At 61.5% G+C, this 25,806-nt stretch carries 22 protein-coding genes; 15 read left to right on the forward strand and 7 right to left on the reverse strand.

Annotation, left to right across the window (positions count from 1 at the left end):
- Window positions 1-308: 308 nt before the first annotated feature.
- From ACQ4V8_RS17405 to ACQ4V8_RS17415, 3 genes are read left to right on the forward strand one after another with little or no spacing between them, the layout of a single operon-like run.
- Entirely contained in the window at window positions 309-1,421 is a 1,113-nt protein-coding gene (locus ACQ4V8_RS17405; RefSeq protein WP_010401816.1) for a Re/Si-specific NAD(P)(+) transhydrogenase subunit alpha, read from the forward strand.
- 24 nt (window positions 1,422-1,445) lie between these two features.
- Window positions 1,446-1,760, forward strand: coding sequence for an NAD(P) transhydrogenase subunit alpha part 2 (locus tag ACQ4V8_RS17410; protein WP_010401815.1), 315 nt, complete (start codon window positions 1,446-1,448; stop codon window positions 1,758-1,760).
- Between the two features lie 8 nt (window positions 1,761-1,768).
- Complete coding sequence (locus ACQ4V8_RS17415) at window positions 1,769-3,223, forward strand: NAD(P)(+) transhydrogenase (Re/Si-specific) subunit beta (protein WP_436571932.1); 1,455 nt, start codon at window positions 1,769-1,771, stop codon at window positions 3,221-3,223.
- A gap of 62 nt (window positions 3,224-3,285) precedes the next feature.
- Here ACQ4V8_RS17415 and ACQ4V8_RS17420 read toward each other — a convergent pair whose 3' ends face one another.
- The 5 genes from ACQ4V8_RS17420 to ACQ4V8_RS17440 form a co-directional block, all read right to left on the reverse strand.
- Entirely contained in the window at window positions 3,286-4,239 is a 954-nt protein-coding gene (locus tag ACQ4V8_RS17420; RefSeq protein ID WP_436571916.1) for a sensor domain-containing diguanylate cyclase, read from the reverse strand.
- A 121-nt stretch (window positions 4,240-4,360) separates the two neighbouring features.
- Window positions 4,361-5,503 (reverse strand): UbiH/UbiF/VisC/COQ6 family ubiquinone biosynthesis hydroxylase, encoded by a 1,143-nt coding sequence (locus tag ACQ4V8_RS17425; RefSeq protein ID WP_070346094.1) that lies wholly within the window; start codon window positions 5,501-5,503, stop codon window positions 4,361-4,363.
- 9 nt (window positions 5,504-5,512) lie between these two features.
- Window positions 5,513-6,835, reverse strand: a complete 1,323-nt coding sequence (pepP, locus tag ACQ4V8_RS17430) for a Xaa-Pro aminopeptidase (RefSeq protein ID WP_436571933.1) — start codon at window positions 6,833-6,835, stop codon at window positions 5,513-5,515.
- Window positions 6,835-7,554 carry an N-acetylmuramate alpha-1-phosphate uridylyltransferase MurU gene (gene murU, locus ACQ4V8_RS17435; RefSeq protein WP_010401803.1) on the reverse strand — a complete coding sequence of 240 codons (720 nt, stop codon included), beginning with the start codon at window positions 7,552-7,554 and terminating at the stop codon, window positions 6,835-6,837. The genes pepP and murU overlap by 1 nt, the downstream gene beginning before the upstream one ends.
- Window positions 7,555-7,646: 92 nt before the next feature.
- Entirely contained in the window at window positions 7,647-8,714 is a 1,068-nt protein-coding gene (locus tag ACQ4V8_RS17440; protein WP_010401802.1) for an aminoglycoside phosphotransferase family protein, read from the reverse strand.
- A 99-nt stretch (window positions 8,715-8,813) separates the two neighbouring features.
- Here ACQ4V8_RS17440 and ACQ4V8_RS17445 point away from each other — a divergent pair, with 99 nt between their 5' ends.
- From ACQ4V8_RS17445 to rsmA, 4 genes are all read left to right on the forward strand, one after another.
- Window positions 8,814-11,063 carry an LPS-assembly protein LptD gene (locus ACQ4V8_RS17445; RefSeq protein WP_070346096.1) on the forward strand — a complete coding sequence of 750 codons (2,250 nt, stop codon included), beginning with the start codon at window positions 8,814-8,816 and terminating at the stop codon, window positions 11,061-11,063.
- A 103-nt stretch (window positions 11,064-11,166) separates the two neighbouring features.
- Window positions 11,167-12,585 (forward strand): peptidylprolyl isomerase, encoded by a 1,419-nt coding sequence (locus ACQ4V8_RS17450; protein ID WP_128089132.1) that lies wholly within the window; start codon window positions 11,167-11,169, stop codon window positions 12,583-12,585.
- A 19-nt stretch (window positions 12,586-12,604) separates the two neighbouring features.
- Window positions 12,605-13,660: a 4-hydroxythreonine-4-phosphate dehydrogenase PdxA gene (gene pdxA / locus ACQ4V8_RS17455; protein WP_070346097.1), complete on the forward strand. Its 1,056-nt coding sequence runs from the start codon at window positions 12,605-12,607 to the stop codon at window positions 13,658-13,660.
- Between the two features lie 100 nt (window positions 13,661-13,760).
- The gene (gene rsmA, locus ACQ4V8_RS17460; protein WP_010401794.1) at window positions 13,761-14,540 is read left to right on the forward strand and encodes a 16S rRNA (adenine(1518)-N(6)/adenine(1519)-N(6))-dimethyltransferase RsmA; all 780 of its coding nucleotides are present in this window, start codon (window positions 13,761-13,763) and stop codon (window positions 14,538-14,540) included.
- An 86-nt stretch (window positions 14,541-14,626) separates the two neighbouring features.
- Here the strand turns inward: rsmA and ACQ4V8_RS17465 are convergent, their stop codons facing one another.
- On the reverse strand, window positions 14,627-15,544 hold the full coding sequence (locus ACQ4V8_RS17465) for a LysR family transcriptional regulator (RefSeq protein WP_010401793.1): 918 nt from the start codon (window positions 15,542-15,544) through the stop codon (window positions 14,627-14,629).
- Window positions 15,545-15,776: 232 nt separating this feature from the next.
- Here ACQ4V8_RS17465 and ACQ4V8_RS17470 point away from each other — a divergent pair, with 232 nt between their 5' ends.
- Genes ACQ4V8_RS17470 through ACQ4V8_RS17500 form a run of 7 tightly spaced genes read left to right on the forward strand, consistent with a single transcriptional unit; the run spans window position 15,777 to window position 22,744 of the window.
- Window positions 15,777-16,892 carry a porin gene (locus tag ACQ4V8_RS17470; protein ID WP_436571917.1) on the forward strand — a complete coding sequence of 372 codons (1,116 nt, stop codon included), beginning with the start codon at window positions 15,777-15,779 and terminating at the stop codon, window positions 16,890-16,892.
- A 57-nt stretch (window positions 16,893-16,949) separates the two neighbouring features.
- Complete coding sequence (locus tag ACQ4V8_RS17475) at window positions 16,950-17,972, forward strand: ABC transporter substrate-binding protein (RefSeq protein WP_029496715.1); 1,023 nt, start codon at window positions 16,950-16,952, stop codon at window positions 17,970-17,972.
- A gap of 21 nt (window positions 17,973-17,993) precedes the next feature.
- Window positions 17,994-18,833: an ABC transporter permease gene (locus ACQ4V8_RS17480; RefSeq protein ID WP_196855660.1), complete on the forward strand. Its 840-nt coding sequence runs from the start codon at window positions 17,994-17,996 to the stop codon at window positions 18,831-18,833.
- Window positions 18,830-19,609, forward strand: coding sequence for an ABC transporter permease (locus ACQ4V8_RS17485; protein ID WP_010401788.1), 780 nt, complete (start codon window positions 18,830-18,832; stop codon window positions 19,607-19,609). Before ACQ4V8_RS17480 ends, ACQ4V8_RS17485 begins: the two co-directional genes overlap by 4 nt.
- A 13-nt stretch (window positions 19,610-19,622) precedes the next feature.
- Window positions 19,623-20,654: an ABC transporter ATP-binding protein gene (locus ACQ4V8_RS17490; protein ID WP_436571918.1), complete on the forward strand. Its 1,032-nt coding sequence runs from the start codon at window positions 19,623-19,625 to the stop codon at window positions 20,652-20,654.
- Window positions 20,655-20,691: 37 nt separating this feature from the next.
- Window positions 20,692-21,639 carry a nucleoside hydrolase gene (locus ACQ4V8_RS17495; protein ID WP_261980841.1) on the forward strand — a complete coding sequence of 316 codons (948 nt, stop codon included), beginning with the start codon at window positions 20,692-20,694 and terminating at the stop codon, window positions 21,637-21,639.
- Between the two features lie 28 nt (window positions 21,640-21,667).
- Window positions 21,668-22,744, forward strand: coding sequence for an adenosine deaminase family protein (locus ACQ4V8_RS17500; protein WP_436571919.1), 1,077 nt, complete (start codon window positions 21,668-21,670; stop codon window positions 22,742-22,744).
- Here the strand turns inward: ACQ4V8_RS17500 and ACQ4V8_RS17505 are convergent.
- Window positions 22,741-24,123 carry a short-chain fatty acyl-CoA regulator family protein gene (locus tag ACQ4V8_RS17505; RefSeq protein WP_196855657.1) on the reverse strand — a complete coding sequence of 461 codons (1,383 nt, stop codon included), beginning with the start codon at window positions 24,121-24,123 and terminating at the stop codon, window positions 22,741-22,743. The two genes, ACQ4V8_RS17500 and ACQ4V8_RS17505, sit on opposite strands and share 4 nt — an antisense overlap.
- 181 nt (window positions 24,124-24,304) lie before the next feature.
- Between ACQ4V8_RS17505 and ACQ4V8_RS17510 the strand changes: the two genes are divergently transcribed.
- Complete coding sequence (locus ACQ4V8_RS17510; RefSeq protein ID WP_070346101.1) at window positions 24,305-25,801, forward strand: CoA-acylating methylmalonate-semialdehyde dehydrogenase; 1,497 nt, start codon at window positions 24,305-24,307, stop codon at window positions 25,799-25,801.
- Window positions 25,802-25,806 lie beyond the last annotated feature (5 nt).

Consider the following 25,806-nt stretch of genomic DNA (forward strand, 5'->3'; position numbering starts at 1 on the left):
AACAGCGGTGGGAGGTACTTACGTCTTTCCCGGGGCGCGCACTAGCATGGGGGCTGAGTCGGCAAGATGGCAGGAAACGCCCGCTAATATAGGCTTTCCGCGTGGTCAAAACAAGCATGCACGCACGCTAGACTGTGGTGATATTGATACACTTTTCCCACAATATGGTCGCAGCGCCGCATGGTGAAACGAATTGGGGGATGCTGGTGAAATTAGTATCGTACAACTAAAAGTTGCTGCTTCATAAACGTTTAACGCGCTGCTTTCCGTGTTAGATTCTAGTCAGTTTATTAATTAGCGGAGGCATCATGAGGATAGGCATACCGGCCGAAACACGGCCTGGTGAAACGCGGGTGGCAGCAACGCCCGAGACAGTCAAGAAGTTGGCAGCCAAGCATCAGATCGTCGTGCAGGCCGGAGCGGGCTTGCAAGCGTCGATTCCCGACGATGCGTATGCCGCCGCCGGTGCGCAGATCGGCAGCGCCCAGGAAGCCTATGGCTGCGCCATCGTACTTAAGGTGCGCGCCCCCGATGCCGCTGAACGGGCCTTGATGGCCAGCGGCACCGTGCTGATCGGCATGCTCAACCCGTTTGACGCCGACAATATCGCTGCCATGGCCACGGCCGGCCTGTCCGCCTTTGCGCTTGAGGCCGTGCCGCGCATCACGCGCGCGCAGTCAATGGACGTGCTGTCCTCGCAGGCGAATATCGCCGGCTACAAGGCGGTGCTGGTGGCGGCCAATACCTATCAGCGCTTCATGCCCATGCTGATGACGGCGGCCGGCACCGTCAAGGCAGCGCGCGTACTGATCATGGGCGTGGGCGTGGCCGGCCTGCAGGCGATCGCCACGGCCAAGCGCCTCGGTGCCGTCATCGAAGCGTCCGATGTGCGCCCGCCCGTCAAGGAGCAGGTCGAGTCGCTGGGCGCGAAATTCCTCGACGTGCCCTTTCTGACCGATGAAGAAAAAGAAATTGCCAAGGGTTCGGGCGGCTATGCGCGCGCCATGCCGGCCGACTGGATGCGGCGCCAGGCCGAACTGGTGCATGAACGGGCGAAACTGGCTGACATCATTATCACCACGGCCCTGATCCCTGGCCGCGCCGCGCCCGTGCTGATCTCGGAAGAAACGGTGAAAGCCATGAAGCCGGGTTCCGTCATCGTCGACCTGGCCGTCGAGCAGGGCGGCAACTGCCCCCTGTCCGAACTGGGCAAGACGGTGCTCAAGCATGGCGTCTACATCGTGGGCGAGCCGAACCTGGCGACCCTGGTGGCGGCCGATGCTTCGGCCCTGTATGCGCGCAACGTGCTGGACTTTTTAAAGCTCATCATCGACAAGGGCGACCAGTTGCTGATCGACCGCGAGGATGAAATCATCAAGGCCAGCCTGGTGTGCGCGGGCAGCGAAATCTTACGTAAATAATGCAGCGCCGGAGAGAACAACATCATGGAAATCAGTCACACCATTATTAACCTGATCATTTTCGTGCTGGCCATCTATGTCGGCTACCACGTCGTCTGGACCGTCACGCCGGCCTTGCATACGCCGCTGATGGCTGTCACCAATGCCATTTCCGCCATCATCATCGTCGGCGCCATGCTGGCGGCCGGCCTGACGCAAGGTCCGCTGGCGCAGGTGGCAGGCACCCTGGCCGTGGCGCTGGCCGCCGTCAACGTGTTTGGCGGCTTCCTCGTCACGCAGCGCATGCTCGAGATGTTCCGCAAAAAAGAACCGAAGGCCAAGCAAGGAGCAAAAGAATGAGTCACGCCATGAGCTTCGTCACCATGAACCTGGTGACGATGATGTACCTGATCGCCTCGGTGTGCTTCATCCAGGCCTTGAAAGGCCTGTCGTCGCCCTCGACGGCGCGCCGTGGCAATGCCTTTGGCATGAGTGGCATGGCAATTGCCGCCGTCACCACCGTGGCGCTGATCCTCAAGCTGAAGGAACAGCAAACGGGCGGCATGGGGCTGACCCTCGTCATTATCGGCATCGTCACGGGCGGCGCCATCGGTGCCTACCTGGCAAAAACCGTGGAAATGACGAAGATGCCGGAACTGGTGGCGGCCATGCATTCGCTGATCGGCCTGGCGGCCGTGTGTATCGCCGTGGCGGCCGTGTCCGAGCCATGGGCCTTCAATATCGCCCAGCAGGGTCAGGCGTTGCCCATCGGCAACCGCTTCGAGCTGTTCATCGGCACCTTTGTCGGCGCCATCACGTTCTCCGGTTCGGTGATCGCTTTTGGCAAGCTGTCGGGCAAATACAAGTTCCGCCTGTTCCAGGGGGCGCCTGTCAGCTTCAAGGGCCAGCACATGCTCAATCTGGTGCTGGCGCTGGTGATGCTTGCGCTGGGCCTGGTGTTCTGCTTCGCCGACGCAGTGGAGCCGGCCTGGACGCCGTTCATCGTCATGGCCGTCATCGCCTTTGCGCTGGGTGTGCTGATCATTATTCCTATCGGCGGCGCCGATATGCCGGTGGTGGTGTCGATGCTCAACAGTTACTCCGGCTGGGCCGCAGCCGGCATCGGTTTTTCGCTCAATAACTCGATGCTGATCATCGCCGGCTCGCTCGTGGGCTCCTCCGGTGCGATCCTGTCGTACATCATGTGCAAGGCCATGAACCGCTCGTTCTTCAATGTCATCCTCGGTGGCTTTGGCGGCGCTGCGCCGGTGGCAGGCGTGGCCGGCGCGCAGGAGCAGCGTCCCGTGAAATCGGGTTCGGCCGATGATGCCGCCTTCATCATGGGCAATGCGGAAACTGTCATCATCGTGCCCGGTTACGGCCTGGCCGTGGCGCGCGCACAGCATTCGCTCAAGGAGCTGGTGGAAAAGCTCACGCACAAGGGCATCACCGTCAAGTATGCGATCCACCCCGTGGCGGGCCGCATGCCGGGCCATATGAACGTGCTGCTGGCTGAAGCGGAAGTGCCGTACGACCAGGTCTTCGAGATGGAAGACATCAACGGCGAATTCGGCCAGACGGACGTGGTGCTGGTGCTGGGCGCGAACGACGTGGTCAACCCGGCGGCGAAAGACCCGACATCGCCGATCGCCGGCATGCCGATTCTGGAAGCCTACAAGGCCAAGAGCATCATCGTCAACAAGCGTTCGATGGCTTCCGGCTATGCGGGCCTGGACAATGAACTGTTCTACCAGCCGAACACGATGATGGTATTTGGCGACGCCAAGAAGGTGATCGAGGATATGCTCAAGGCGGTTGAGTAGGAGGAAGTTGAGTCAGATAGCATCTTGCGCGACTGAAGATGGCCCGCCTGCGCGGGCCATCTTTATGCCTTGGCCGCTGCCGCGATGACCTGATTGCGCCCCTGATGCTTGGCGATATACAAGGCCTTGTCGGCATCCGACATGGCCGCGTCCAGGCTGGCGCCAGCCGACAAGGAGGCTACGCCGATGCTGATGGTTACCTGCAACTGGCTGCCATCTGGCAAGGGGGTGACAGCGGCAGCTACCGCTGCGCGGATGCGCTCGGCTACCTGCTGTGCCTGCTGTACGCTGGCATCGGGCAATAGCAGGCCGAATTCCTCGCCCCCGAGGCGCGCTACTACGTCGGTGATGCGGCCCGTGTCGCGCAGCGCTTGCGCTACCGTGCGCAGCACGGCATCGCCGACCGCATGGCCATAGCGGTCGTTGACCTTCTTGAAGTGATCGAGGTCGGCCACGCCCACGCTCAGGGCGGTGCCGCTGCGCGCTGCGCGCGCCATGGCTTGCTCGGCCTGGGCTTCAAAGGCGCGCCGGTTGGGCAGCAACGTCAGCACATCGTGCAGTGCCTGCTGTTCCAGTTGTGCCAGCAGACTGGCGTTTTTTGCCGCCATTTCGCGCCGTTCGCGCATATCGAGCAAGAGGGCGCCAAAATAGCGCATGCCGTCGGCTACGCCCAGGTCCAGCGCCTTCATTTCGATAGGGATTATCTGCGTGTCGCGGTGGCGGATGGCGAATTCGCGTATCTTGCCCAGCTTGCTGGAGGTACACGAGTTGCGGATGTAGTTCATGACGTGGTTGTCGTGCTGCGTGCTGAAGGCGTCAGGCAGCAGGCCGTTCAGCGGCTGGCCCAGCAATTCTCCGCTGGCATAGCCCGACAGCACCTGCATGGCGTCATTGATATAGCGGATGCGGCAATGTTCATCGATGATGATCACGGCGTCAAGGGAGTCTTCCAGCAGGCGGGAAAGAAGTACTTCGGGAAGCGTGGCAGGCGGTGCCGGGGGCAAAGCTTCTGTCATGGAACGGTCTCTGAAATCCAGGTGACAGCCATTGTCGCACCCGCAGGCGGTTTACTCCATGCCCGATAGGTTCCCTGTTTCTTTTTCGCCCGTTCCACGGTGGCTGAGCGATGAATGAGGTTCAGCGCCGGCCGTACATCATCAGTTCTGCCAGACCTTTGCGCACCGGGCTGATGGCATCGAGCAAGCCCAGTGACAGGCCCAGCAAGCCTTGCGCGGGAGCGCTGCCCGTAAAAATGCGCGCCATGGTGTCGGTCACGCGCACGGTCAGCCCCCGGTCTGCCTGGCGCAGGCTGGCGTAGCGTTCCAGTGCGCCAGGCCTGCTGTCCTGTGCCAGCACGCGGGCCAGCGCGGCGGCGTCGCGCAAGCCCAGGTTCAGGCCTTGCCCTGCCACCGGGTGCAGGGTTTGCGCCGCATTACCGATGGCAACCGTGCGCGCCGTGCCGGCCGCCTGCGCGTTCAGCCCCAGCCGATAGGCCAGGCGCGCCGTCGTGTGGGTAAAGCGTCCCAGTCGGCTACCGAAGGCGGCGCCCAGGCGCGCCAGGAAGGCCGCGTCGTCCAGGGCCAGTAATTGTTCTGCGCGCGTCGGCGCTACGCACCACACCAGCGCGTAGCCATCGTCCTGCGGCAGTAGCGCCAGCGGGCCTTCATCGGTGAAGCGCTCATAGGCGCGATGGGCGATCGGAGCGCTGGCGCGCACATGGGCAATGATGGCGCTTTGGCCATAATCGCGGCTGACAGCGCGCTCCGCTTGCTGGCCGAACAGACCGCCCTCAGCCTGTACCAGCAGGCTGGCGCGCAAGCTCGATGTGGCGCCGGCCTGTTCTATTTGCACGCTGAGGCCATCGGCATCCTCTGCGCTACCCGTTACCTGGGCGGGGCGCAAGCTGGCCACGCCCAGGCGCTCGCATACATCGGCCAGCGCGCTGACGACGGCGCCGTAACGCGCCACATAGCCGAGCGCCTCAACCCCATGTTCGCCGCGGTCCATCAGGCTGCGTCCGAACTGGCCGCGGCGCGAGACGTGAATCTGGTGGATAGGCGTCGCTTCGACGGGCCAGGCGCCTGCGGCCTCGAGAATCTGGCGGCTGCCGTGCGACAGGGCGATGGTGCGCGGGTCGCGCCTGGCTTGCTCGATGGATTTGGCGTCGAGCAGGGCGATGCCGGCGGCGCGCGCGCCCCGCTGCACCAGCAGGGCGGCCAGCGCCATGCCGACAGGGCCGGCGCCACAGATGGCGAGATCGAAAGTGGACGGTGTATGCATGCGGCGGCTTTAATCCTGTGACATCAGTTGTTCGATTTCAGCGACGCTTTTGGGCGCCGTGCTGAAGACTTCATGGCCTTGCGGCGTGACCAGCACATCGTCCTCGATGCGGATGCCGGTATGCCAGAATTGCTCCGGTACGTCCGCGCCAGGGCGCACATAGATGCCCGGTTCCACCGTCAGCACCATGCCCGGTGCCAAAGCACGCCATGGCTTGCCGGGTGCTCCCGTGTCGCGGTAGGCGCCCACGTCGTGTACGTCCATGCCCAGCCAGTGGCTGGTGCCATGCATGTAGAAGGGCAGGTAGGCCTGGTCGGCGATGACGTCCTGTACGCTGCCGCACTTTTCCCGCTCCAGCAGTTTCAAATCCAGCATGCCCTGTGCCAGCACCTGTAGCGCCGCCTCGTGGATGGCGCTGTGCGGCATGCCGGGGCGCACCATCTCCAGTGCTGCCTGCTGCGCCGCCAGTACCAGCTCATACAGCGCCTGCTGCGCGCGACTGAATCGGCCGTTGACGGGCAAGGTGCGCGTGATGTCGGAAGCGTAGCCAGCGTATTCGCAGCCGGCGTCGATCAGCACCAGTTCGCCTTCTTTCAAGACGGCGTTGTTGGCGCTGTAATGCAGGGTGCAGGCATTGTCGCCGCTGGCCACGATGGATGAATACGCGGGAAATTGTGCACCGTTGCGGCGAAATTCGTACAGCAGTTCCGCTTCCAGCGCGTATTCGTGCAGGCCGGGCCGCGTGGCGCGCATGGCGCGCACGTGGGCCGCGCTGGAGATGGCGGCCGCGTGGCGCATCAGACCTTGTTCTTGCGGGTCTTTCAGCAAGCGCATGGCGTCGAGCATGCCGTTGATGTCGTGCGCGATGGCAGGCGCCGTGACGCCGCTGCGCGCCTTCTTGCGTACATTGTGCAGCCAGACCTTGACCTGGGCATCGAGGCTGCCGCCCAGCGCATAGTAGATGGCGGTAGCGTCGGCCAGCACGCGCGTCATTTCCACGTCAAGTTCTTCGATGGGGAAGGCGCTGTCAAAACCGAAGCTGGCGCGCGCCGCATCGGGGCCATGGCGGAAGCCATCCCAGATTTCGCGCTCTGTGTTTTTGGCGCGGCAAAACAGGATGGCGCGCGCGGGTGCCGTGGCACTGGCGGCCAGCAGCACCACGGCGCTGTCGGGTTCCGTAAAACCGCTGAGGTAGTAAAAATAGCTGTCGTGGCGATACGGATAATCGCAATCGCTGTTGCGCGCCACTTCGGGCGCCGTGGCGAGGATGGCCACGCTACCGGGCAGCATCTGCGCCATCAGCGCCGCGCGCCGTGCCGCGTAATTGGCCATCATGCGGCGTCCACCTTGGCCGCCAGGCCATTGAGTGCATCGAGTTGCTTTGGGGTGCCCACATTGGTCCACTCGCCAGTATAGACTTCGCCACCCACGCGGCCCTGGTCCGCATACTGGCGCAGCAAATCGCCGAGCTTGGCGTGGCTGCCCGGCGCGATGCCATCGAACATTTCAGGACGGTAAACGCCGATATTGGCGAAGGTCCATTTGGTGTCGTCGGTATTGTTGATCGCAAACAAGGTCAGGCCGAAGTCGCCTTGCGGATGGAAGTCGGGATTGGGCACCAGATAAGTCCAGGCGATGTCGCGCTGGTCGGCCGGATATGGCACGCCCAGCACATCTTTGTCAGCCAGCACATCGAGTACTTGCTTGAAATCAAAGTAAGGGCAATAGATGTCGCCTGAAATGGCGAGAAACGCTTCCTCGCCCAGCAAGTGGCGCGCCTGGGCGATGCCACCCGCCGTTTCGAGCGGCGTGCTTTCTGGCGAATACGCGATGCGCGCGCCATACGCGCTGCCATCGCCCAGGGTTTCCTCGATCAGATGGCCCAGGTGGGAATGGTTGATGACGATGTCCGTGATGCCGGCGCGCACCAGGTTGAGCACATGCCAGACGATCAGCGGACGGCCGCGCACTTTCAGCAGCGGTTTGGGACAGGTATCGGTAAGCGGACGCATCCGTTCACCGCGGCCTGCGGCAAAGATCATGGCTTTCATGGGTATTCTTTTCTGATTTGTTCAGTAATTTTTTTGCAGTTACGACACCGGACAAAACCGTAGCGGGCGGCAGTGATTTTTGGCCGGTGTCCTCAGAAAGTGTAGCCGACTTGCGGCGTCTTGTTTTCCAGCGCGTCCAGCAGGCGCACCAGCGGCTTGAGTTCCGTGTAGCGGTTGGCCGTCTTGCGCACGTAGTCGAGCACGGTTGGCAGGTCGCCCATGTACAGATCCTTGCCGTCGCGGTAATTGAGGCGCACAAACAGGCCGAGCATTTTCAGGTGGCGTTGCAGGGCCGTGAATTCGAAATCGCGGTAAAAGGCATCGATGTCGGGATTGACTGGCAAACCCAGTTGCTTGGCGCGCTGCCAGTAGCGGATGACCCAGTCGAGCACCAGCTCTTCATCCCACTGAATGTAGGCGTCGCGCAGCAGCGAGGCGATGTCATAGGTGACGGGACCGAAGACGGCGTCCTGGAAATCGAGGATGCCGGGATTGGCGATCGAACCATCGTTGATGTGCATCAAGTTGCGCGAATGGTAGTCGCGGTGCATGAATACTTGTTGTTGCGACAAAATATTTGCCGTGATGGCCTCGAAGACTTTGTCCAGCTGGGTTTGTTGCACATCCGTTAAGGTTGCACCCAGATGCTTGCCGATGAACCATTCCGGGAACAAGTTCATTTCGCGCAGGATGAAGGCGCGGTCGAACTCGGGCAGCACGTCGGGTTGGCTGGCCAGCTGAATTTTCATCAGCGACTCGAGCGCTTCGGCATACAGCACGCTGGCGTTGTCGTGATTGAGTGCATCGAGATACGTGCTCGTGCCCAGGTCGGAAAGCAGCAGGAAGCCGTTGTCCAGGTCTTGCGCGATGATCTCGGGCACGGACACGCCGGCGCCTTTCAGCAAGCCGGCCACCTTGACGAAGGCCGCCACGTTTTCGCGCTCGGGCGGCGCATCCATGGCAATCAGTGTACTGCCTGGCAAGGTTGCATTGCCAGCCAGCTTATCAAAACGGTAGTAGCGGCGGAAGCTGGCATCGCTGGAAGCGGGGCGGGCGGACTCGGGCGCGACGAGGTTAAGCGAGCTTAACCAGGCTTTCAACAGGGTCAGGCGAGCGTCGGCCTGGGCCGGCGCGGTGGAGGAATTGGAAGAGAATGACATTAAGCGGCCTGTGGAATCGGGTTGATGATGCAGATTCCCATATAATAAGGGATTCAAATTAAAAAATCGCCTCTCAATGGTGCTTGCCCCTTCCAATTCATGAGCTGGTTTTCGGCCTCCCCCCCTTCGCAGCGCTGGGCTTTCGCCATCAGCGCGCTCGTCGCCGCCACGACGGTGCCCGTTCACGCCCAGAAAGCACCGCGTACGGTTCATGTGGAAGATCCCGACGCGCCCACCGTCATGACGGCAAACAGCATGAACGGACGGCCCGAAAGGGAGATCAATCTCGATCAGAATGTCGTGATTGAGCGGGGAAAAACCACAAAAATGACGGCCGACACAGCTTGTTACAAACAAGTTGAAGATCAGTTCGACGCCGAGGGCCATATCAAGATGTGGCGTTTCGGCGATTACTACACCGGTGACGTCTTGAAGCTGAACATGGAGACCGGCAAGGGTTTCTTGCTCAACCCGACGTACCGCTTTGACGCCGGTGGCGGGCGGGGCAAGGCCGAGCGCATCGACTTCATCAATCCCGATGAAGCCAATGTCATCGACGGCACGTACAGCACGTGCGAAGGGCCGAATCCGGACTGGTACTTGAAATCGAGTACCTTGAACCTCGATACGGGCCGCGACGTGGGTACCGGCAGCAAGACCATCATCTATTTCAAGGACGTGCCGATCCTGGGCACGCCGGGCATCTCGTTTTCCTTGTCGGGCGCGCGCCGCTCGGGCTGGCTGGCGCCTACGCCGGGCTTTGCTTCGAAGAATGGTTTCGAGCTGCTGATGCCGTATTACCTGAACATCGCGCCGAACCGTGACCTGACGTTGTACCCGCGCTACATACAGCGGCGCGGCATCCAGCTCGGTGCAACGGGCCGCTACATGGGCGAGACGGATGCAGGCCTGTACCAGGGCGCAACGTCGTTTGAGTTCTTGCCTAATGACAAGCAAACCAAGTCCAATCGCTACATGATCAAGTCCAAGCACGAGCAGGCGCTGGCCAAGGGCTGGACTTACAGCTGGGATCTGCGTGAGGCGTCCGACAATAATTACCCGAACGATTTTTCGAAAACCGTCGCCACCGCCACCGAGCGTCAGTTGCTGCGCGAATTGCGCACCGATTACCGCACCGAGGACTGGAGCTTGACGGCGCGCGTGCAAAATTATCAGGTGCTGCAAGATCCCGATGCCATCAATAATCCCAGCCTGAGCGTGACGCGGCCGTATGACCGTTTGCCCGCGCTGAACTTTCACGCTGGCAAATACGACGTCTGGGGCGGCTTCGACTGGACCTTCGATGCGGAAGCGACGCGCTTCGCGCACCCGACACAGGTGCAAGGGTCGCGTCTCGTGGCCGTGCCGCAGCTGAGTTTCCCCATCCTGCGTCCTGGCTATTTCATCACGCCCAAGCTGATGCTCAATGCCAGCGCGTACCAACTCGACAACCATGCCGGGAGCAAGCCACTTTTCCCGGATACGTCGTTGACGCGCGCCGTGCCCACCTTTTCGGTCGACAGCGGCCTGGTGTTCGAACGCGATACGCATCTGTTTGGCGCCAAGGGCGGCACGCAAACCCTGGAGCCGCGCCTGTTCTACGTCTACACGCCGTACCGCGACCAGTCGCAGTTCCCGAGTTTCGATACGGCCGCCGGGACGTTCAACCTGACACAGATTTTCACGGAAAACCGTTTCGTCGGCAGCGACCGCATCGGCGATGCCAATCAAGTCACTGCCGCCTTGGTATCGCGCTTCCTGCAGACGGACGGCACGGAGCGCATGCGCCTGACCTTCGGCCAGCGTTTCTACTTTGCCGACCAGCGCGTGCAGCTCACATCGGCCACGCCGGTTAACCAGTCGCGTTCGGATATCTTGCTGGCCGCAACGGGCCGCGTGTCCGACACTTGGACCGTGGATAGCCTGGTGCAGTACAATCCCAGCGACCGCCGCCTGATGAGCTCTTCGTACACCTTGCAATATCAGCCCGGTGCAAAGAAAGTATTGAATTTTAGCAATCGTTTTCAGCGCGACGCCCTGCGTAATGTCGAGATCTCGACGCAATGGCCGTTGACGGACCGTCTGTATAGCGTGGGCCGCATCAGTTACTCCGTGAAGGACCGTAGCATGCTGGAAAGCCTGGTCGGTCTGGAATACAAGGGCGACTGCTGGGTGTTCCGCATGGGCGCGCAGCGTTTCGTGACGACGAACAAGACTGTCTCGACGCCGATCTTCTTCCAGCTGGAATTGACGGGCTTGTCGAATGGCCTGGGCCTGGGAGCGAATGGCCTGGAAACTTTTACCAAAACCATCCCTGGCTACCAGACACTGAGCCAGCCACTCCGTTAAGATAGGCACCGTTGCCGCCGCCGGTGTTCCCGGCGCTGGCACAAACCGGTTTTTTTATTCACCTGAACTCATGAGCGCTCTACACATTATGCGTAATGCCAGTATGCACCAATTCAAAATTGCAACGGTTTTGTTGTGCGCCATTTCCGGCGCCACGACTAGTAGTGTCTGGGCGCAACAGGCTGCGCCAGCTCCTGCGGCCAAGCCCGCTGCCGCTGCCGCAGCCGCAGTGGTCGCACCCGCACCTGCACCGGCCAAGGGCTTCACGCCCCCCGCCTCGAGCAGTGGCCAGAGCATCGACTCCATCGCCGTCGTCGTCAATGACGATGTGATTACGCGCAATGAAGTGGCGGCGCGTATCAAGAGCGTGCAGCAGCGCATGAAGGCGCAGAATGTGCCTTTGCCTGATCCTGCCGACCTGCGTCGTCAATTGCTGGAGCGCATGATTGTTGAACGCGCGCAGATGCAGCTGGCCAAGGAAATGGGCGTGCGCGTGGATGACCTGACCCTGGACCGCGCGATCGGTCGTATTGCGGAACAGCAAAAGATGACGGTGCAAGAGCTGCGCAACCAGATGGAAAAAGAAGGCACGCCGTTTGCAGCCTTCCGCGAAGAAATCCGTGATGAAATCATCATGCAGCGCTTGCGCGAGCATGAAGTCGACGCCAAGATCCAGATCTCCGATTCCGAAGTGGATAACTTCCTGGAAGCGGAAAAAGCGGCGGCCAGCGAACAGGTCGAGCTGAACCTGGCGCAGATTCTCGTGCGCATTCCGGAAAACTCCAGCCCCGAACAGATCGCCGCGCGCCGCGCGCGCGCCGAAGAAGTCAGCCGCCAGTTGCGCACGGGCGCCGATTTTTCCAAGATGGCAGCCACTTATTCGGACGCTAGCGATGCACTGAGCGGCGGCGATATCGGCTGGCGCCAGAGCGACCGCTTGCCGCCCCTGTTCACGGAACAGTTGATGAAATTGAAGCCGGGCCAGATCACGCCCATCATCAAGAGCAACAGCGGCTTCCACATCCTCAAACTGACGGATCGCCGTAGTGCAGCCGAGGCGCAAGCCGTCGCTGCCGTGCAGCAGACGCGTGCCCGTCATATTTTGCTGAAAATTACGCCGACCTTGTCGGCTGCCGAAGCCAAGCGCAAATTGTCGGAATTAAAAGAGCGTCTCGATAACAAGGCCGCCAAGTTCGAAGACCTGGCGCGTTTGTTCTCGAATGACGGTTCGGCGGCCAAGGGCGGCGACCTGGGCTGGCTGTATCCGGGCGACACCGTACCAGAATTTGAAACGGCGATGAATGCGCTGAAACCGGGGCAAGTGAGCGAGCCGATCGAATCGAGCTTTGGCTTGCATCTGATCGAAGTGCTGGAACGCAAGAGCGACGACGTCTCGAAAGAGAAGCAGCGCAGCGCCGCGCGCAACGCCTTGCGCGAACGCAAGCTGGAAGAAGCGACGGAAAACTGGGCGCGCGAAGTACGCGACCGTGCTTACGTCGAATTCCGCGCGGACGACCAGTAATGCTGCCCACTATTTGCACATGAGTAACTTGCCCCCAGCACGCCGCCCGGCCATCGCGATTACCTGCGGCGAACCGGCCGGTGTCGGCCCCGAAATCTCGATCCGCGCCGCCTGGGCCAGGCGGCACGAGGTCAACTGCATCTTGCTCGGTGACGCGGCCTACCTGGCGCTGACGGCCAGCCTGATCGACCCCGAGATCCGCCTGGCGGCGCTGTCGCTGCAAGCCGTGCGCAACAGCGGCCTGCCGCAGTTCGGCCCCGGCCGCCTGGCCGTGATCGACATTCCTACCGTCAATAACGTCACCCCTGGCGTGCTCGACAAGGAAAATGGGCGTTCCGTGCTCGCGACTCTGGACGCGGCCTTGGAAGGCATTGCCGCCGGCTGGTTTGGCGCCATGGTGACTGCGCCCTTGCAAAAGAGCACGATCAACGACGCCGGCGTGGCCTTTTCCGGTCATACGGAATACCTGGCAGAAAAAACCAACACAGCGCAAGTGGTGATGATGCTGGCCGGCGAACCCGGGCATGGCGAACCGACCTTGCGCGTGGCACTGGCGACCACGCACCTGCCATTGAAGGACGTGTCTGCTGCCATCACCATGGATAGCCTGGCCGCCACCCTCGATATCGTCCAGGCGGACTTGCAACAGAAATTCGGCATCGCCGCGCCGCGTATTTTGCTTACCGGCCTGAACCCGCATGCGGGCGAGGGCGGTTATCTGGGACGCGAGGAAATCGATGTCATCATCCCGGCGATCGCCGCGGCGCAAGCGCGCGGCATCGATGCGCGGGGGCCGTATCCGGCCGATACCTTGTTCCAGCACAAATACCTGGCCGACGCCGACTGCGTGCTGGCCATGTACCATGACCAGGGCTTGCCCGTGCTGAAATACGCGACCTTCGGGCGCGGCATCAATATCACCCTGGGTTTGCCACTGATCCGCACCTCGGTCGACCACGGCACGGCGCTGGACCTGGCCGCGCAAGGGCTGGGGCTGGCCGATTGCCACAGCATGGAACAAGCGCTGCAAACGGCGCTCGACATGCTGCGCGCCAGCACCACGACCAGAGCATAGAGCGTAGGTCGGGTTAGCCGGCACGGCGTAACCCGACGCTGCTTGCTCAACCGATCCCGCCGGCCTGTGCCGGCTTTACCGCATTGATAGAAAACACATGATGAAACACGTTGCCCGCAAACGCTTTGGCCAGAACTTCCTGCATGACCGCTTCGTCCTCAACGACATCACGGCAGCCATCGCGCCGCAGGCGGACGATGCCATGGTCGAAATTGGCCCCGGCCTGGGCGCCATGACGGAGCAGTTGCTGCGCCACCTGACACAGATGCATGTAGTCGAGCTGGACCGCGACCTGATCGTACGCCTGGAAAAAACCTTCAATCCGGCCAAGCTGACGATCCACTCGGGCGATGCGCTGAAGTTTGATTTCGCGCAGATTCCCGTGCCGGCCGGCCAGAAACTGCGCATCGTGGGTAATTTGCCGTATAACATTTCCAGCCCGCTACTGTTCCACCTGGCGGACTTCGCGCCGCTGGTGAAAGACCAGCACTTCATGCTGCAAAAGGAAGTCGTCGAACGCATGGTGGCAGAACCGGGCAGCAAGGCGTATGGCCGTTTGTCCGTGATGCTGCAATGGCGCTATACCATGTCGCTGCTGTTCATCGTGCCACCGACGGCGTTTGACCCGCCGCCGAAAGTGGAATCGGCCATCGTGCGCATGATCCCCGTGGTCGAACGTCTGGCTTGCGACCAGGCGACCCTGGAAGCGGTGGTCATGAAGGCCTTCTCGCAGCGCCGCAAGGTGATCCGCAACTGCCTGGCCGGCATGTTTACGGAAGAGCAGATCAAGGCGGCCGGGATCGACCCGACCAAGCGTCCGGAAACCGTGGGGCTGGAGCAGTATGTGGCGCTGGCCAATTTGCTCAAGGCACCGCAGTAATCGCCAAGGCTGGGGTCAGACCCTCTCCACCACTAGCGCCTGAGCAGGCGTCGACGTGAGTGGGGGGCTGACCCCGGCGGTGATAATCAAAACCACTGGTCGACCTGCTGCAAATCCTGCCGCAGGGCAGAAAAGCAGTCGTCGACATGGTGGTTGCGGCTGATTTCATTGCGCCGCATCAAGGCGATCTTGCGCTTGCAGGTGGGGTGGCGCAAAGGCGCCACATGCAGATCGTCGTCGTTGAGGAAAGTCGTGTACAGGCTGGGCATGATGCCTACGGCGATGCCGGCGCGCACCACGCCGTACAGCGACTCGCTGTGTATCATTTGGTATAGGCTCGACGGGCTCAAGCCGTGCTGGCGCAGCGCGCTCGAGGCGAACTCCCAGATGCTGCCCTTGGTAAAGACGACGATTTCCTGTCCCGCCAGTTGCTCCCAGCGCACTTCCTTGAGCGGCGCCAGTGCATGGCGTCGCGCCGTCACCAGCACCAGCTCGTCTTCGAACAAGCCCACGCTTTCCAGCGAGATGGAACCGGGCACCTCGATACCGACGCAAAAGTCCAGCTGGCCCGAATGCAGCGCCTGCAGCAAGCCGTCATTGGGCATGTCGGACAGAACGATTTCCACTTCATCGCCATGCTGCTCGTTGTAGTGCGCCACCACGACGGCCGTCATCGCCATGGCGGACGGAATCGCGCCGATACGGATGCGGTGCCGGCCACTGCCGATGGCGCGTTGGATATCGGCAAAAGTGTTGCTTGCCGTATTCAATAAATGCGTGGCGTAGTCGAGCGCCAGCTTGCCTTCGCGCGTCAATTCCAGCTGGTGGGTTGTGCGATTAAACAACCTTTTTCCCAACTGATTTTCCAGCAGCTTGATCGATGCGCTGAGCGCTGGTTGGGTCACGCACAATTCTTGTGCGGCCTTGCTGAAGCTGTTTACACGGGCTAGGGTGGAAAATGCTTGCAAATGTCGTAAGGAAATCTTCTTGCTCAGCGCATGCATGGCCGTGGCTTATTAAAAAAAGTAATGGATTTATAAAAATAAACAAATTTTCTTATCCCTCAATTTACCATATTCTGGACTGGTCTTACTTGTCTTGAATGCAATAATATTCAGGAGCAGAGCCTGGCATGCGGTAGTTGCATTCGCGACATTCGCGGCGGTGCGCCAGGCAAGGGACGCTGACACAAAATAATTCCAAAAACTCAGGGTGTATTCTTTTAGGGCTGCGACGATGAACAAATGGATGACGGGAACGGTGGTGCTCGGTGGCTTGCTGGCGGTACAGGGCGCGGCGCAAGCGCAAAGCAGCGTGCAAGTGTATGGCTTGCTGTCGGCCGGTATCGGCTATGTGTCGGATGAGGGGACTGGCAGCCGTACGCATGCGCTGAGCGGCACGAACCAAAATCCCCGCATCGGTTTCCGCGGCCAGGAAGACTTGGGCGACGGCAGCAAGGCCGTCTTCGTGCTGGAAAACGGTTTTAACGTCATGACGGGCACGGCCGCGCAAAGCGGCCGTTTGTTCGGCCGCCAGTCGTATGTGGGCCTGTCGAGCGATGACAAGGGAACGCTGACCCTGGGCCGCCAGTACGAAGCCGTCAAGGATCTGCTGGGCCCGGTGGTCATCGCCAGTAACGGCGTGCACATCGGCGATAATGATAACGGCTACAACAACTTGCGCGTGCAAAATGCCGTCAAGTATGTCAGCCCGAACATCAGCAACTTGTCGTTCACGGGCTTGTACGGTTTCAGCGAGAACCCGGAAGATTCCCACCGCAACCGCGTCTACAGCATGGGCGCCGGCTATAAGGTCGATGCCTTCAGCTGGGCCGTCGCCTATACCAAGATGTATCACCCGAATAGCCCCGATGCGCCGAATGGCGCCATCGGCAATGACTATGGCAGTTCCCTGTTGATCTTCAATAAAAGCGCCGTCAAGGGCGCCGGCGTGGACAGCCAGGCCATCGCCGGCACGGGAGGCTTTTATCATGTGGGCAGGACCAAGTTTGGCGCGCTGTACACCAACGTGCGCTACCACTACCTGGATCAAAGCAATCTGACTCTGCAAAACGTGGACCTGAACGTGAACCATAAGCTGACGCAGGCGCTGAACCTGGGCGCGTCGTATTTCTTTACTAGCGGAAAATACGACGTCATCAACAAGACGCCGAAATGGCATCAGCTCAACTTCCAGGCCGATTATTTCCTCTCCAAGCGCACCGACGTTGCCGTCACCTGGAGCTATCAGAAAGCGGCCGGCGATGCTACCTTTGCCCGCGTCTTCGGCTTCGGCGCGTCCGGCGGCAAGACGCAAAGTGTGCTGATCGTCGGCATGCGACATTATTTCTGAGTCTGATTCATCTTTACCGGTGTTGTCCCGCAGCGCCGTCCCCTGAAAGGAAGCATCTTGAAAAAGCACCTCATGTTGGCGTTGAGCCTAGGCTTGCTGGCCAACGCCGCCCACGCGGAAAAACGCGAGCTGGTCATTTCGGCCTATCCGATTGCCCAGCCCTTGTTCATGAAGTATGTGTACGAGCCGTTCAAGGCCAAATGCGCTTGCGATATCAAGGTGGAAACGGGGAATAATGCGGACCGCATCGCCAAGCTGGTGGTGCATAGCAAGAACCCGGTGATCGACCTGGTGCTGCTGTCCGATTCCGGCATGCTGGAAGCGGCGCAAAAGGGCGTGATCGAGCCCATGGATTACTCCAAGCTGAGCAATTACAAAGCCTTGTATGATGTGGCGAAAAACCCCATCGGCGGCAACTACGCCGTCGGCTACACCTTGTACTCGGTGGGCCTGGTGTACCGCAGCGACAAGATCGCCCCGCTGACGTCCTGGAAAGACCTGTGGCGCCCCGAGCTGAAGGGCCGCGTGGCTTTCCCTGACGTGAGCACCACGCAGGGTCCCTTGATGCTGCGCATGGCCGATGCGGCCTGGGGCGGCAAGACCGACGACTACGCGACCGGTTTTGCCAAGATCGTCGGCATGAAGGGCAACGTCGTCACGTTCTCGAAAAACAGCGCGCAGCTCGCTGCCCTGTTCGCCCAGGATGAAATCTGGGCCGCGCCCGTGGCGCGCTTTACCTGGTCGCAAATGCTCAAGACGGGCCTGCCCCTGAAATGGAGCATCCCGGCCGAAGGCCAGGCGGCCGGCATGAACGTCATGGGCATCGTGGCTGGCTCGAAGAATGCGGACCTGGCGTATCAGTTGATGGATTTCTGGCTCTCCAAGGAAGTGCAGACGCAGCTGGCGACCAACCTGGTCGATTCGCCCGTCAACAAGGACGTGCGCCTGTCGGTGGCGGCCGCCCAATTTAATACCTATGGCGCCGAGCAGATCAATTCGCTGAAGTTCGTCAAGCCGGAAACCGTCCTCAAGCAGCGCAGCAGCTGGATGACGCAGTGGAACAAGGCCATGAGCAAATAGTGGTGACGAGGAGAAAACACCATGTTTGCTGATCCAAAAAAGCGCCTGGGACTGCTGCTGGTCCTGCCGGCGCTGATCTTTATCGTCGTCTGCTTCCTGCTGCCCGTGCTGGCCTTGCTGGTCGACGCCTTTCGCGTCGGCGACGGCATGCAATGGGGCTTCGACCGTTTCATTGAATTTTTCTCGCAGGAATTCAACCGCACCATCTTTTGGCGCACGCTGCGCATCGCCGCGCTCGTCACGCTCGCCGCTATCGTCCTCGGCTATCCGGCCGCGCAAGCCGTGGCGCGCGTGTCGCCGAAGTGGCGCGGCCTGGTCGTCGGCATGATGATCTTGCCGCTGATGGTCTCGCCGATCGCGCGCACCTATGCCTGGATCGTACTGCTGGGGCGCAATGGCGCCCTCAACGCGGCGCTGGTCAACCTGGGCTTCACGGACGAGCCGCTGCGTTTGCTGTTCAGCGAGTTCGCCGTGTTTGTCGGCCTGCTGCAATTGCTGCTGCCGCTGATGCTGATGTCGCTGGCTGGCGCACTGGAAAACTTGCCGCGCGACGTAGAACCGGCAGCCGCCACCCTGGGCGCCAATCCATGGCAAGTGTTTTGCAAGGTCACCCTGCCACTGACGCAGGAAGGCCTGGTGGTCGGCGGCACCCTGGTGTTTACGGGCTGCGTGACGGCCTATGTCACACCGGCCCTGCTGGGCGGCACCAAGGTGCTGATGCTGGAAACCTTGCTGTACCAGAAGGTCAGCGTGGAAAGCGATTTCGGTGCCGCGAATGTGATCGCCGTCATCCTCGTCTGCATGACCCTGCTGGTCAATGCCGGCCTTAAACGTATTTCCTCGAGCCGGAGCTCCGTATGAAAGAAAGCCTGTTTTCGCGCGCCGTCCTGTGGCTGGTGTTTTTGTTCTTGCTGGGGCCTTTTGCCATCGTCGTGCTGGCCGGTTTTTCCGGCGGTGAAACGCTGGCGTTCCCGCCCGAGTCGTATTCGCTGCGCTGGATCGTCGAAGTATGGTCGGCGCCCGAATTTCGCCGCGCCTTCCAGACCAGCCTGGAGATCGGCCTGATCGCCACTGTCATCGCGCTGCTGCTGGGCATTCCCGTCGCCTATGCTTTTTCGCGCATGCCGCCGCCTGGCATCAGCGTCATCCGCCAGATACTGACGTCGCCGCTGATCATCCCCGCCATCCTGGTCGGCCTGGGCTTGCTGCACCACCTGGTCCTGAGCATCAACGCACCCGTGTATGTGGGCCTGCTGATCGGCCATATCGCGTTGTTGATTCCGTATTCGGTGCGCGTGGTGTACGCCAGCCTGGTCAACCTGCGCGTGGATATCGAGGATGCGGCCATCACCCTGGGCGCGTCGCGATTGCGGGCGTTCTTCATGATCGTGCTGCCCAATATCCGCAACGCCGTGATCGCCGCCTTCTTCCTCGCCTTCGTCACCTCGTTCAACCAGGTGCCCGTCTCGCTGTTCCTGACGGGACCGGGCATCAGCACCTTGCCCATCGAGATGCTGGGGCACATGGAAAACAGTTTCGATCCGTCGATCGCTGCCCTGTCGACCTTGCTGGTCTTGTTCACCATGGTTTTCGTGATGGTGACCGAGAAGGTGCTGGGCATTTCAAAATACATGTAAGAGGCAACACACGATGAGTTATCTGGAACTGCACAAGCTGAACCTCGGCTACGCCAAGAATACGACGTCCGTAAAAGACCTGGACTTGCACGTCGAGCAGGGCGAACTGATTTCCCTGCTGGGCCCCAGCGGTTGCGGCAAGACCACCACCATGCGCGCCATCGCCGGCCTGATGCCGCTGCAGTCGGGCCGCATCGTGCTCGATGGCCGCGACATCGGCAAGCTGGCGCCGAACAAGCGCAATATCGGCATGGTCTTCCAGTCCTACGCCTTGTTCCCGCATTTGAATGTGTACGACAACATCGCTTTTGGTTTGCGCCTGCGCAAGGTCGCGCCAGCCTTGTTGAAAAGCAAGGTGGAAGCGGTCATCGCCGCCGTGGGACTGACCGGTTTTGAAACCCGTTTGCCGGCACAGATGTCGGGTGGCCAGCAGCAGCGCGTGGCGCTGGCGCGCGCCATCGTCGTCGAACCGGCCCTGCTGCTGCTCGATGAACCGCTGTCGAACCTGGACGCCAAGCTGCGCGTGCAGATGCGCGCAGAATTGCGCCGCATCCAGCGCGAACTGGGCATCACCATGCTGTACGTGACGCATGATCAGGAAGAGGCGCTGGCCTTGTCCGACCGCATCGTTGTCATGCACGGCGGTCGCATCGAGCAATTGGCCGCGCCGGAAGCCGTCTTCAACACGCCCTCGACGCGCTTCGTCGCCAACTTCATGGGTTTTGAAAACCTGTTCGATTACCGCGATGGCGCGTTGCACCACGCCGGTGCCAGCTTGCCATACAAGGCGCCGGTGACTTCCGGCACGACGGTGCTGGGCTGGCGTCCGGACAAGGTGCGCGTCTGCGCGCCGGACGACGCGGCTGGCAAATATCCGGGCACCGTGCTGGCACGCGGCTTCCTGGGCGACACCGTCGAATACCTGCTGCAAACGCCGCTGGGCCAGGTCAAGGGCATTTGCGCGGCTGGCAGCGCCGCCTGGCGCGAAGGCACGGCGGTCTCGTTCGTGCTGCCGTCCGACAGCGCCCTGTGTTTGGCGGCTTAATGGCCGTCTGCGTTCCCCTACCACCCGACTGGAAACGATGATGACGCAAGCTTTGAAAAAGATCTGGCTCGATACCGATCCCGGATTTGACGACTGGCTGACGATGCTGCTGCTGGGCAGCAATCCCGCTATCGAGTGGCTGGGCGTGAGCGTGGTGGCGGGCAATGCGCCGGTCGATATCACCTATGACAATGCCTTGCGCATCAAGGCCCATGACGCTTTGACGGTGCCCATTTATCGGGGCTGCGAAGAACCGCTGGCGGGCGTTATCGAGACGGCGCAGCGCATCCTCGGCGACAGCGGCATGCCCACCACGGGAGATATTTTGCCGCCCGGTGCAGCCACGGATGCGCCGGGCCACGCCGTCGACGCGCTGATCGCCGCCGTGCGCGCCCACCCTGGCCAGATCACCATCATGGCCATCGCGCCGATGACGAACCTGGCCACGGCGCTGGCCAAGGCGCCCGATATCGCGGAAAAAATCGTCGAAATCATCCTGATGGGCGGCTCCACCGACCAGGGTAACCATACGGCGGCGGCCGAATTCAATATCTATGCGGACCCGGAAGCTGCCAGCGCGGTGTTCAAGTCCGGCATTGCGCTGCGCATGTTCGGCTTGAACCTGTGCCGCCAGTTGCTGGTGACGAACGCTGAAGTGGAACGCCTGCGCGCCATCGGCACGCCGCGCGCACAGCTTCTGGCCGGCTACCTGGAAGCATATGTGCGCATCCGCAGCAGCGACGGTTGCGTGCCCATGCCCATGTATGACCCGGTGGTGGCCCTGTACCTGGAAGCGCCACAGCTATTCCAGTTCCAGAGCGCCCACGTGGCCATCGAATTGACGGGCGAACTGACGCGCGGCATGACGGTGTGCGAATTTCGCGTGCCGCGCCGCGCCGCCATCAACGTGCAAGTGGCGATGCTGGCCGATGGTCCAGCGGCGATCGAGCGCTTGATGCGCCGCCTGGCCGCCATATTGGCCTGACCTTTTTTCCACTAACGAAGCGAGCTTCATGCGACACCTTGCCGACCCCTTGCCAGCCTTGAGCATCGAACAGTTTTTACGCGCCATGCCGAAGGTGGAGCTGCATTGCCACCTGTTTGGCACGGTGCGCCAAGCCACTTTCCGTGCGCTGGCCGCCAAGACGGGCAATGTCGTCAGCCCCGAGGAAATCGACGCGTTCTATACGCGTGGCGACAAACCGGTCGGCGTGCTGCGCGTGCTGCGCGCGCTGGACGCGCACCTGATCGTTACGCCGACCGACCTGTATTGCCTCGCCTACGAATACCTGGAAGACGTGCATGGCCACGGCGTGCGCTATGCGGAGTTCTTCTGGAATCCGACCGGTACCGTGCGCGTCTCGGGCATCCGCTATGACGCAGCGCAAGACGCCATCGTGGCCGCCATCCGCGACGCACAGCGCGACTTTGGCGTGATCGGCCGTTTGATCCCCAGTATCGACCGTGAAGCCGCTCCTGCGGAAGCGGTGCAGGTGGTGGCGTGGATGAAGGCGCACCGCGCGCCGGAAGTAATCGGTATCGGCATCGACTACCGCGAAAACGACCGCCCGCCAGAGCTCTTTATCGAAGCCTACCGGGCCGCGCGCGAGGCCGGTTTCAAGTGCACGGCGCATGCGGGCGAATTCGGCATGCCGTGGACAAACGTGGAAACGGCTATCGAGCTGTTGCAGGTGGACCGTGTCGACCATGGCTACACGATCGTTGATAATGCTCAACTGGCGCAGCGCTGCGTCGAACGCGGCCTGGTCTTCACGGTGGTGCCCACCAATTCGTATTATTTGCGCACTCTGGCGCCCGAGCGCTGGGCGCTCGACCACCCGATCCGCGCCATGGCCAAGCTGGGACTGAAACTGCATCCGAACACGGACGACCCGACCCTGCACCATGTGACGCCGACGGGCGCCTGGATGATGATGCGCGAGTTCGGTTTCGGCCTCGACGACATGCGCGGCTTCATGCTCAATGGCCTCGACGCAGCCTGGATAGACGAGTCCACACGGCGCGACTGGCGCGCGCAATTTACGCGCCAATTCGATGCGCTGCGCGCGCGCGTGGTCGACGCCTCCTAAGCCGAAGCGGGTGGCGGCAGCAGCAGCGAGGGAAACGCCCGCTGCGGACAGGCCTGGCGCTCGCACACCTTGCAGCCGGTGCCAATCGGCGTGGCGCTGGACGGGTCGTGCAAATCGAGTCCCTTCGAGTAAATCAGCCGGTGCGCCTGCGAGATGTCGCAGCCCAGCGCCACGGCGAACGTCTTGCCCGGTGCGCGAAAGCCCGGCGAGGCGGTGCTGACCTGGCGCGCGATCCACAGGTAGGTGCAACCGTCGGGCATGCTGGCCACTTGCGTGAGCACCTGGCCCGGATGGCTGAAGGCGTCGTACACGATCCACAGGGGGCAGGTGCCACCCACCCTTGAAAAGTGAAAGTCCGTGGCCGACTGGCGCTTCGAGACATTGCCCGCGCGGTCGACTCTGACAAAGAAAAACGGCAGTCCCGCCGCCTCCGGGCGTTGCATGGTGCTCAGGCGATGGCATACGGCCTCAAACCCCACGCCGAACTGGTGCGCCAGGCGCTCGATATCGTAGGCGCGCGTTTCCGCCGCCTGCAAGAAGCGTTGGTACGGCATCAGCAGGGCGCCCGCAAAATAATTGGAAAACGCCAAGCGTGCGCTCGTTTGCGCGGCCGCACCCGAAAACCCTGCCGCCAGCACCAGGGCGTCGATCAGGTCGCTATGCTCGAGCAGGCTGATTTGCGCCGCCATCTGGAAGGCGCGCTGGCCGCCCGTCAGGGTGTCGGGCAGCCACAGTATGTGTTGCTGCGCATCGTAGCGATGCTTGCGCACCATGCCCGCGTCGCCATCGGACAGTCGGACCTCGATGCCGTGGCGCTCCAGCAAGCGGCTTTGCAACGCATCGAGCGTGCGCAACTGGGCATCAAGTTCGCCTGCCACCAGCTCCGCCGCGCGGTCCAGTTCATCGATATAGTTTTGTCGTCGGTTCAGGTATTCGCGCACTTCCTCGTCCGTGGAGGGCGCGGCCGAACTGGCGCCGCGGCTGCCGTCATCGAGGCGCGCTGCCAGCGTATCGGCCCGCTCCGCCATCACCCGGTAGCGCCGCTGCAGTAGCAGGATGGAACGGGCCAGTTCCGGCATGTTTTCCACCAGCATCTTGAGCTCGGCCATCGAGGTGGGTGGCGCGTCGGGCAATTCGCCCAATACGTCGCGCACGTCGGCTACCAGGCTGGCGCTGTCATGTTCGGAAAAGATTTGCGGATCGACCCCCAGCACGCTGCCGATACGCAACAGAATCGGCACCGTCAGCGGACGCTGGTTGCGCTCCATCTGGTTCAGATAGCTGGGCGAGATGCCCAGGGACTTGGCCAGCGCCACCTGCGTCATGCGCCGTTCCTCGCGCAGTCGCTGCAGGCGCACGCCCATGAAAACCTTCGCCATCGCGTTTCCTCTTCGCCGGTTTGTGGAATCTGCAAATTTACAATGTTTGCAGATTAACAGATTCAGCTTTGCATTATCTCGCATTTTCACGCCTTGTTTGCGGCCCGTATTGTGCGAATAATGCAAACAGACCACTACCCCAATGAGGAGACACCGAGTGACCATGCAAAACGCTGCTGCTATGAATGTTCCGACCGTTCCACTGCTGATCAACGGCGAGTGGCTGGAATCGAAGACCACCGTCTGGCGCGATGTCGTCAACCCCGCCACGCAGGAAGTTCTGGCGCGTGTGCCGTTTGCCACGCCGGACGAAGTCGATGCCGCCATCGCCGCCGCCCAGCGCGCCTTCAAAACCTGGCGCAAGACGCCGATCGGCGCGCGCGCCCGCATCTTCCTCAAACTTCAACAGCTGATCCGCGAAAACATGGCCGACCTGGCCGCGACGCTCACCATGGAGCAGGGCAAGACCTTGCTCGACGCGGAAGGCGATATCTTCCGCGGCCTGGAAGTGGTCGAGCACGCAGCCAACATCGGCACCCTGCAAATGGGCGAATATGCGCAAAACGTGGCCGGTGGCGTCGACACTTACAGCGTGATGCAGCCGCTGGGCGTGTGCGCCGGCATTACCCCGTTCAACTTCCCCGCCATGATCCCCCTGTGGATGTTCCCGATGGCGATTGCCTGCGGCAATACGTTTGTACTGAAACCATCGGAGCAAGACCCGCTGGTGACGGAAAAACTCGTGCGCCTGGCGCTGCAAGCGGGCATCCCGGCCGGCGTGCTGAACGTGATACACGGCGGCGAAGACGTGGTCAACGCCCTGTGCGACCATCGGGACATCAAGGCGATCTCGTTTGTCGGATCGAGCAAAGTGGGCACGCATGTGTACCAGCGCGCCAGCCTGAACGGCAAGCGCGCGCAATGCATGATGGGAGCCAAGAATCACGCCGTCGTCTTGCCGGACGCAAATAAAGAGCAAACCCTGAACCAGTTGCTCGGTGCCGGTTTCGGTGCGGCTGGCCAGCGCTGCATGGCCGCCTCGGTCGCCGTGCTGGTGGGCGCCGCGCGTGAGTGGCTGCCGGAACTGGCCGCCAAGGCGCAAACGCTGACGGTGGGCGCGGGCAAGGATAATCCCGACCTGGGCCCCGTGATTTCCTGCGCGGCAAAAGAGCGCGTTTTCAGCCTGGTCGCCAAGGGCATTGAACAGGGCGCCGTGCTGACCCTCGATGGCCGTGACGTGAAGGTCGACGGCTATCCGAACGGCAATTTCATTGGTCCGACGATTTTGTCCGGCGTGGAACCGGGCATGGTCGTGTATGACCAGGAAATCTTTGGACCCGTCCTGATCGTCGTCGAAGTCGACACGCTCGATGAAGCCATTGCCCTGGTGAACGCGAATCCGAACGGCAACGGCACGGCGTTGTTCACGCAAAGCGGCGCGGCGGCGCGCCATTTCCAGGAAGAAATCGACGTGGGCCAGGTCGGCATCAACGTGCCCATTCCCGTGCCCGTCCCGCTGTTCAGCTTCACCGGTTCGCGCGGCTCCAAGCTCGGCGATCTGGGGCCGTTCGGCAAGCAAGTCGTGCTGTTCTATACGCAGACGCAAACGATTACCCAGCGCTGGTTTACGGATGCGGCCTCGGTCGGCAAGGTCAACACCACCATCAGCCTCAAGTAAGGAGC

The sequence above is a fragment of the Janthinobacterium paucivorans genome (assembly GCF_051380805.1).
GTDB lineage: Bacteria > Pseudomonadota > Gammaproteobacteria > Burkholderiales > Burkholderiaceae_D > Janthinobacterium > Janthinobacterium lividum_D.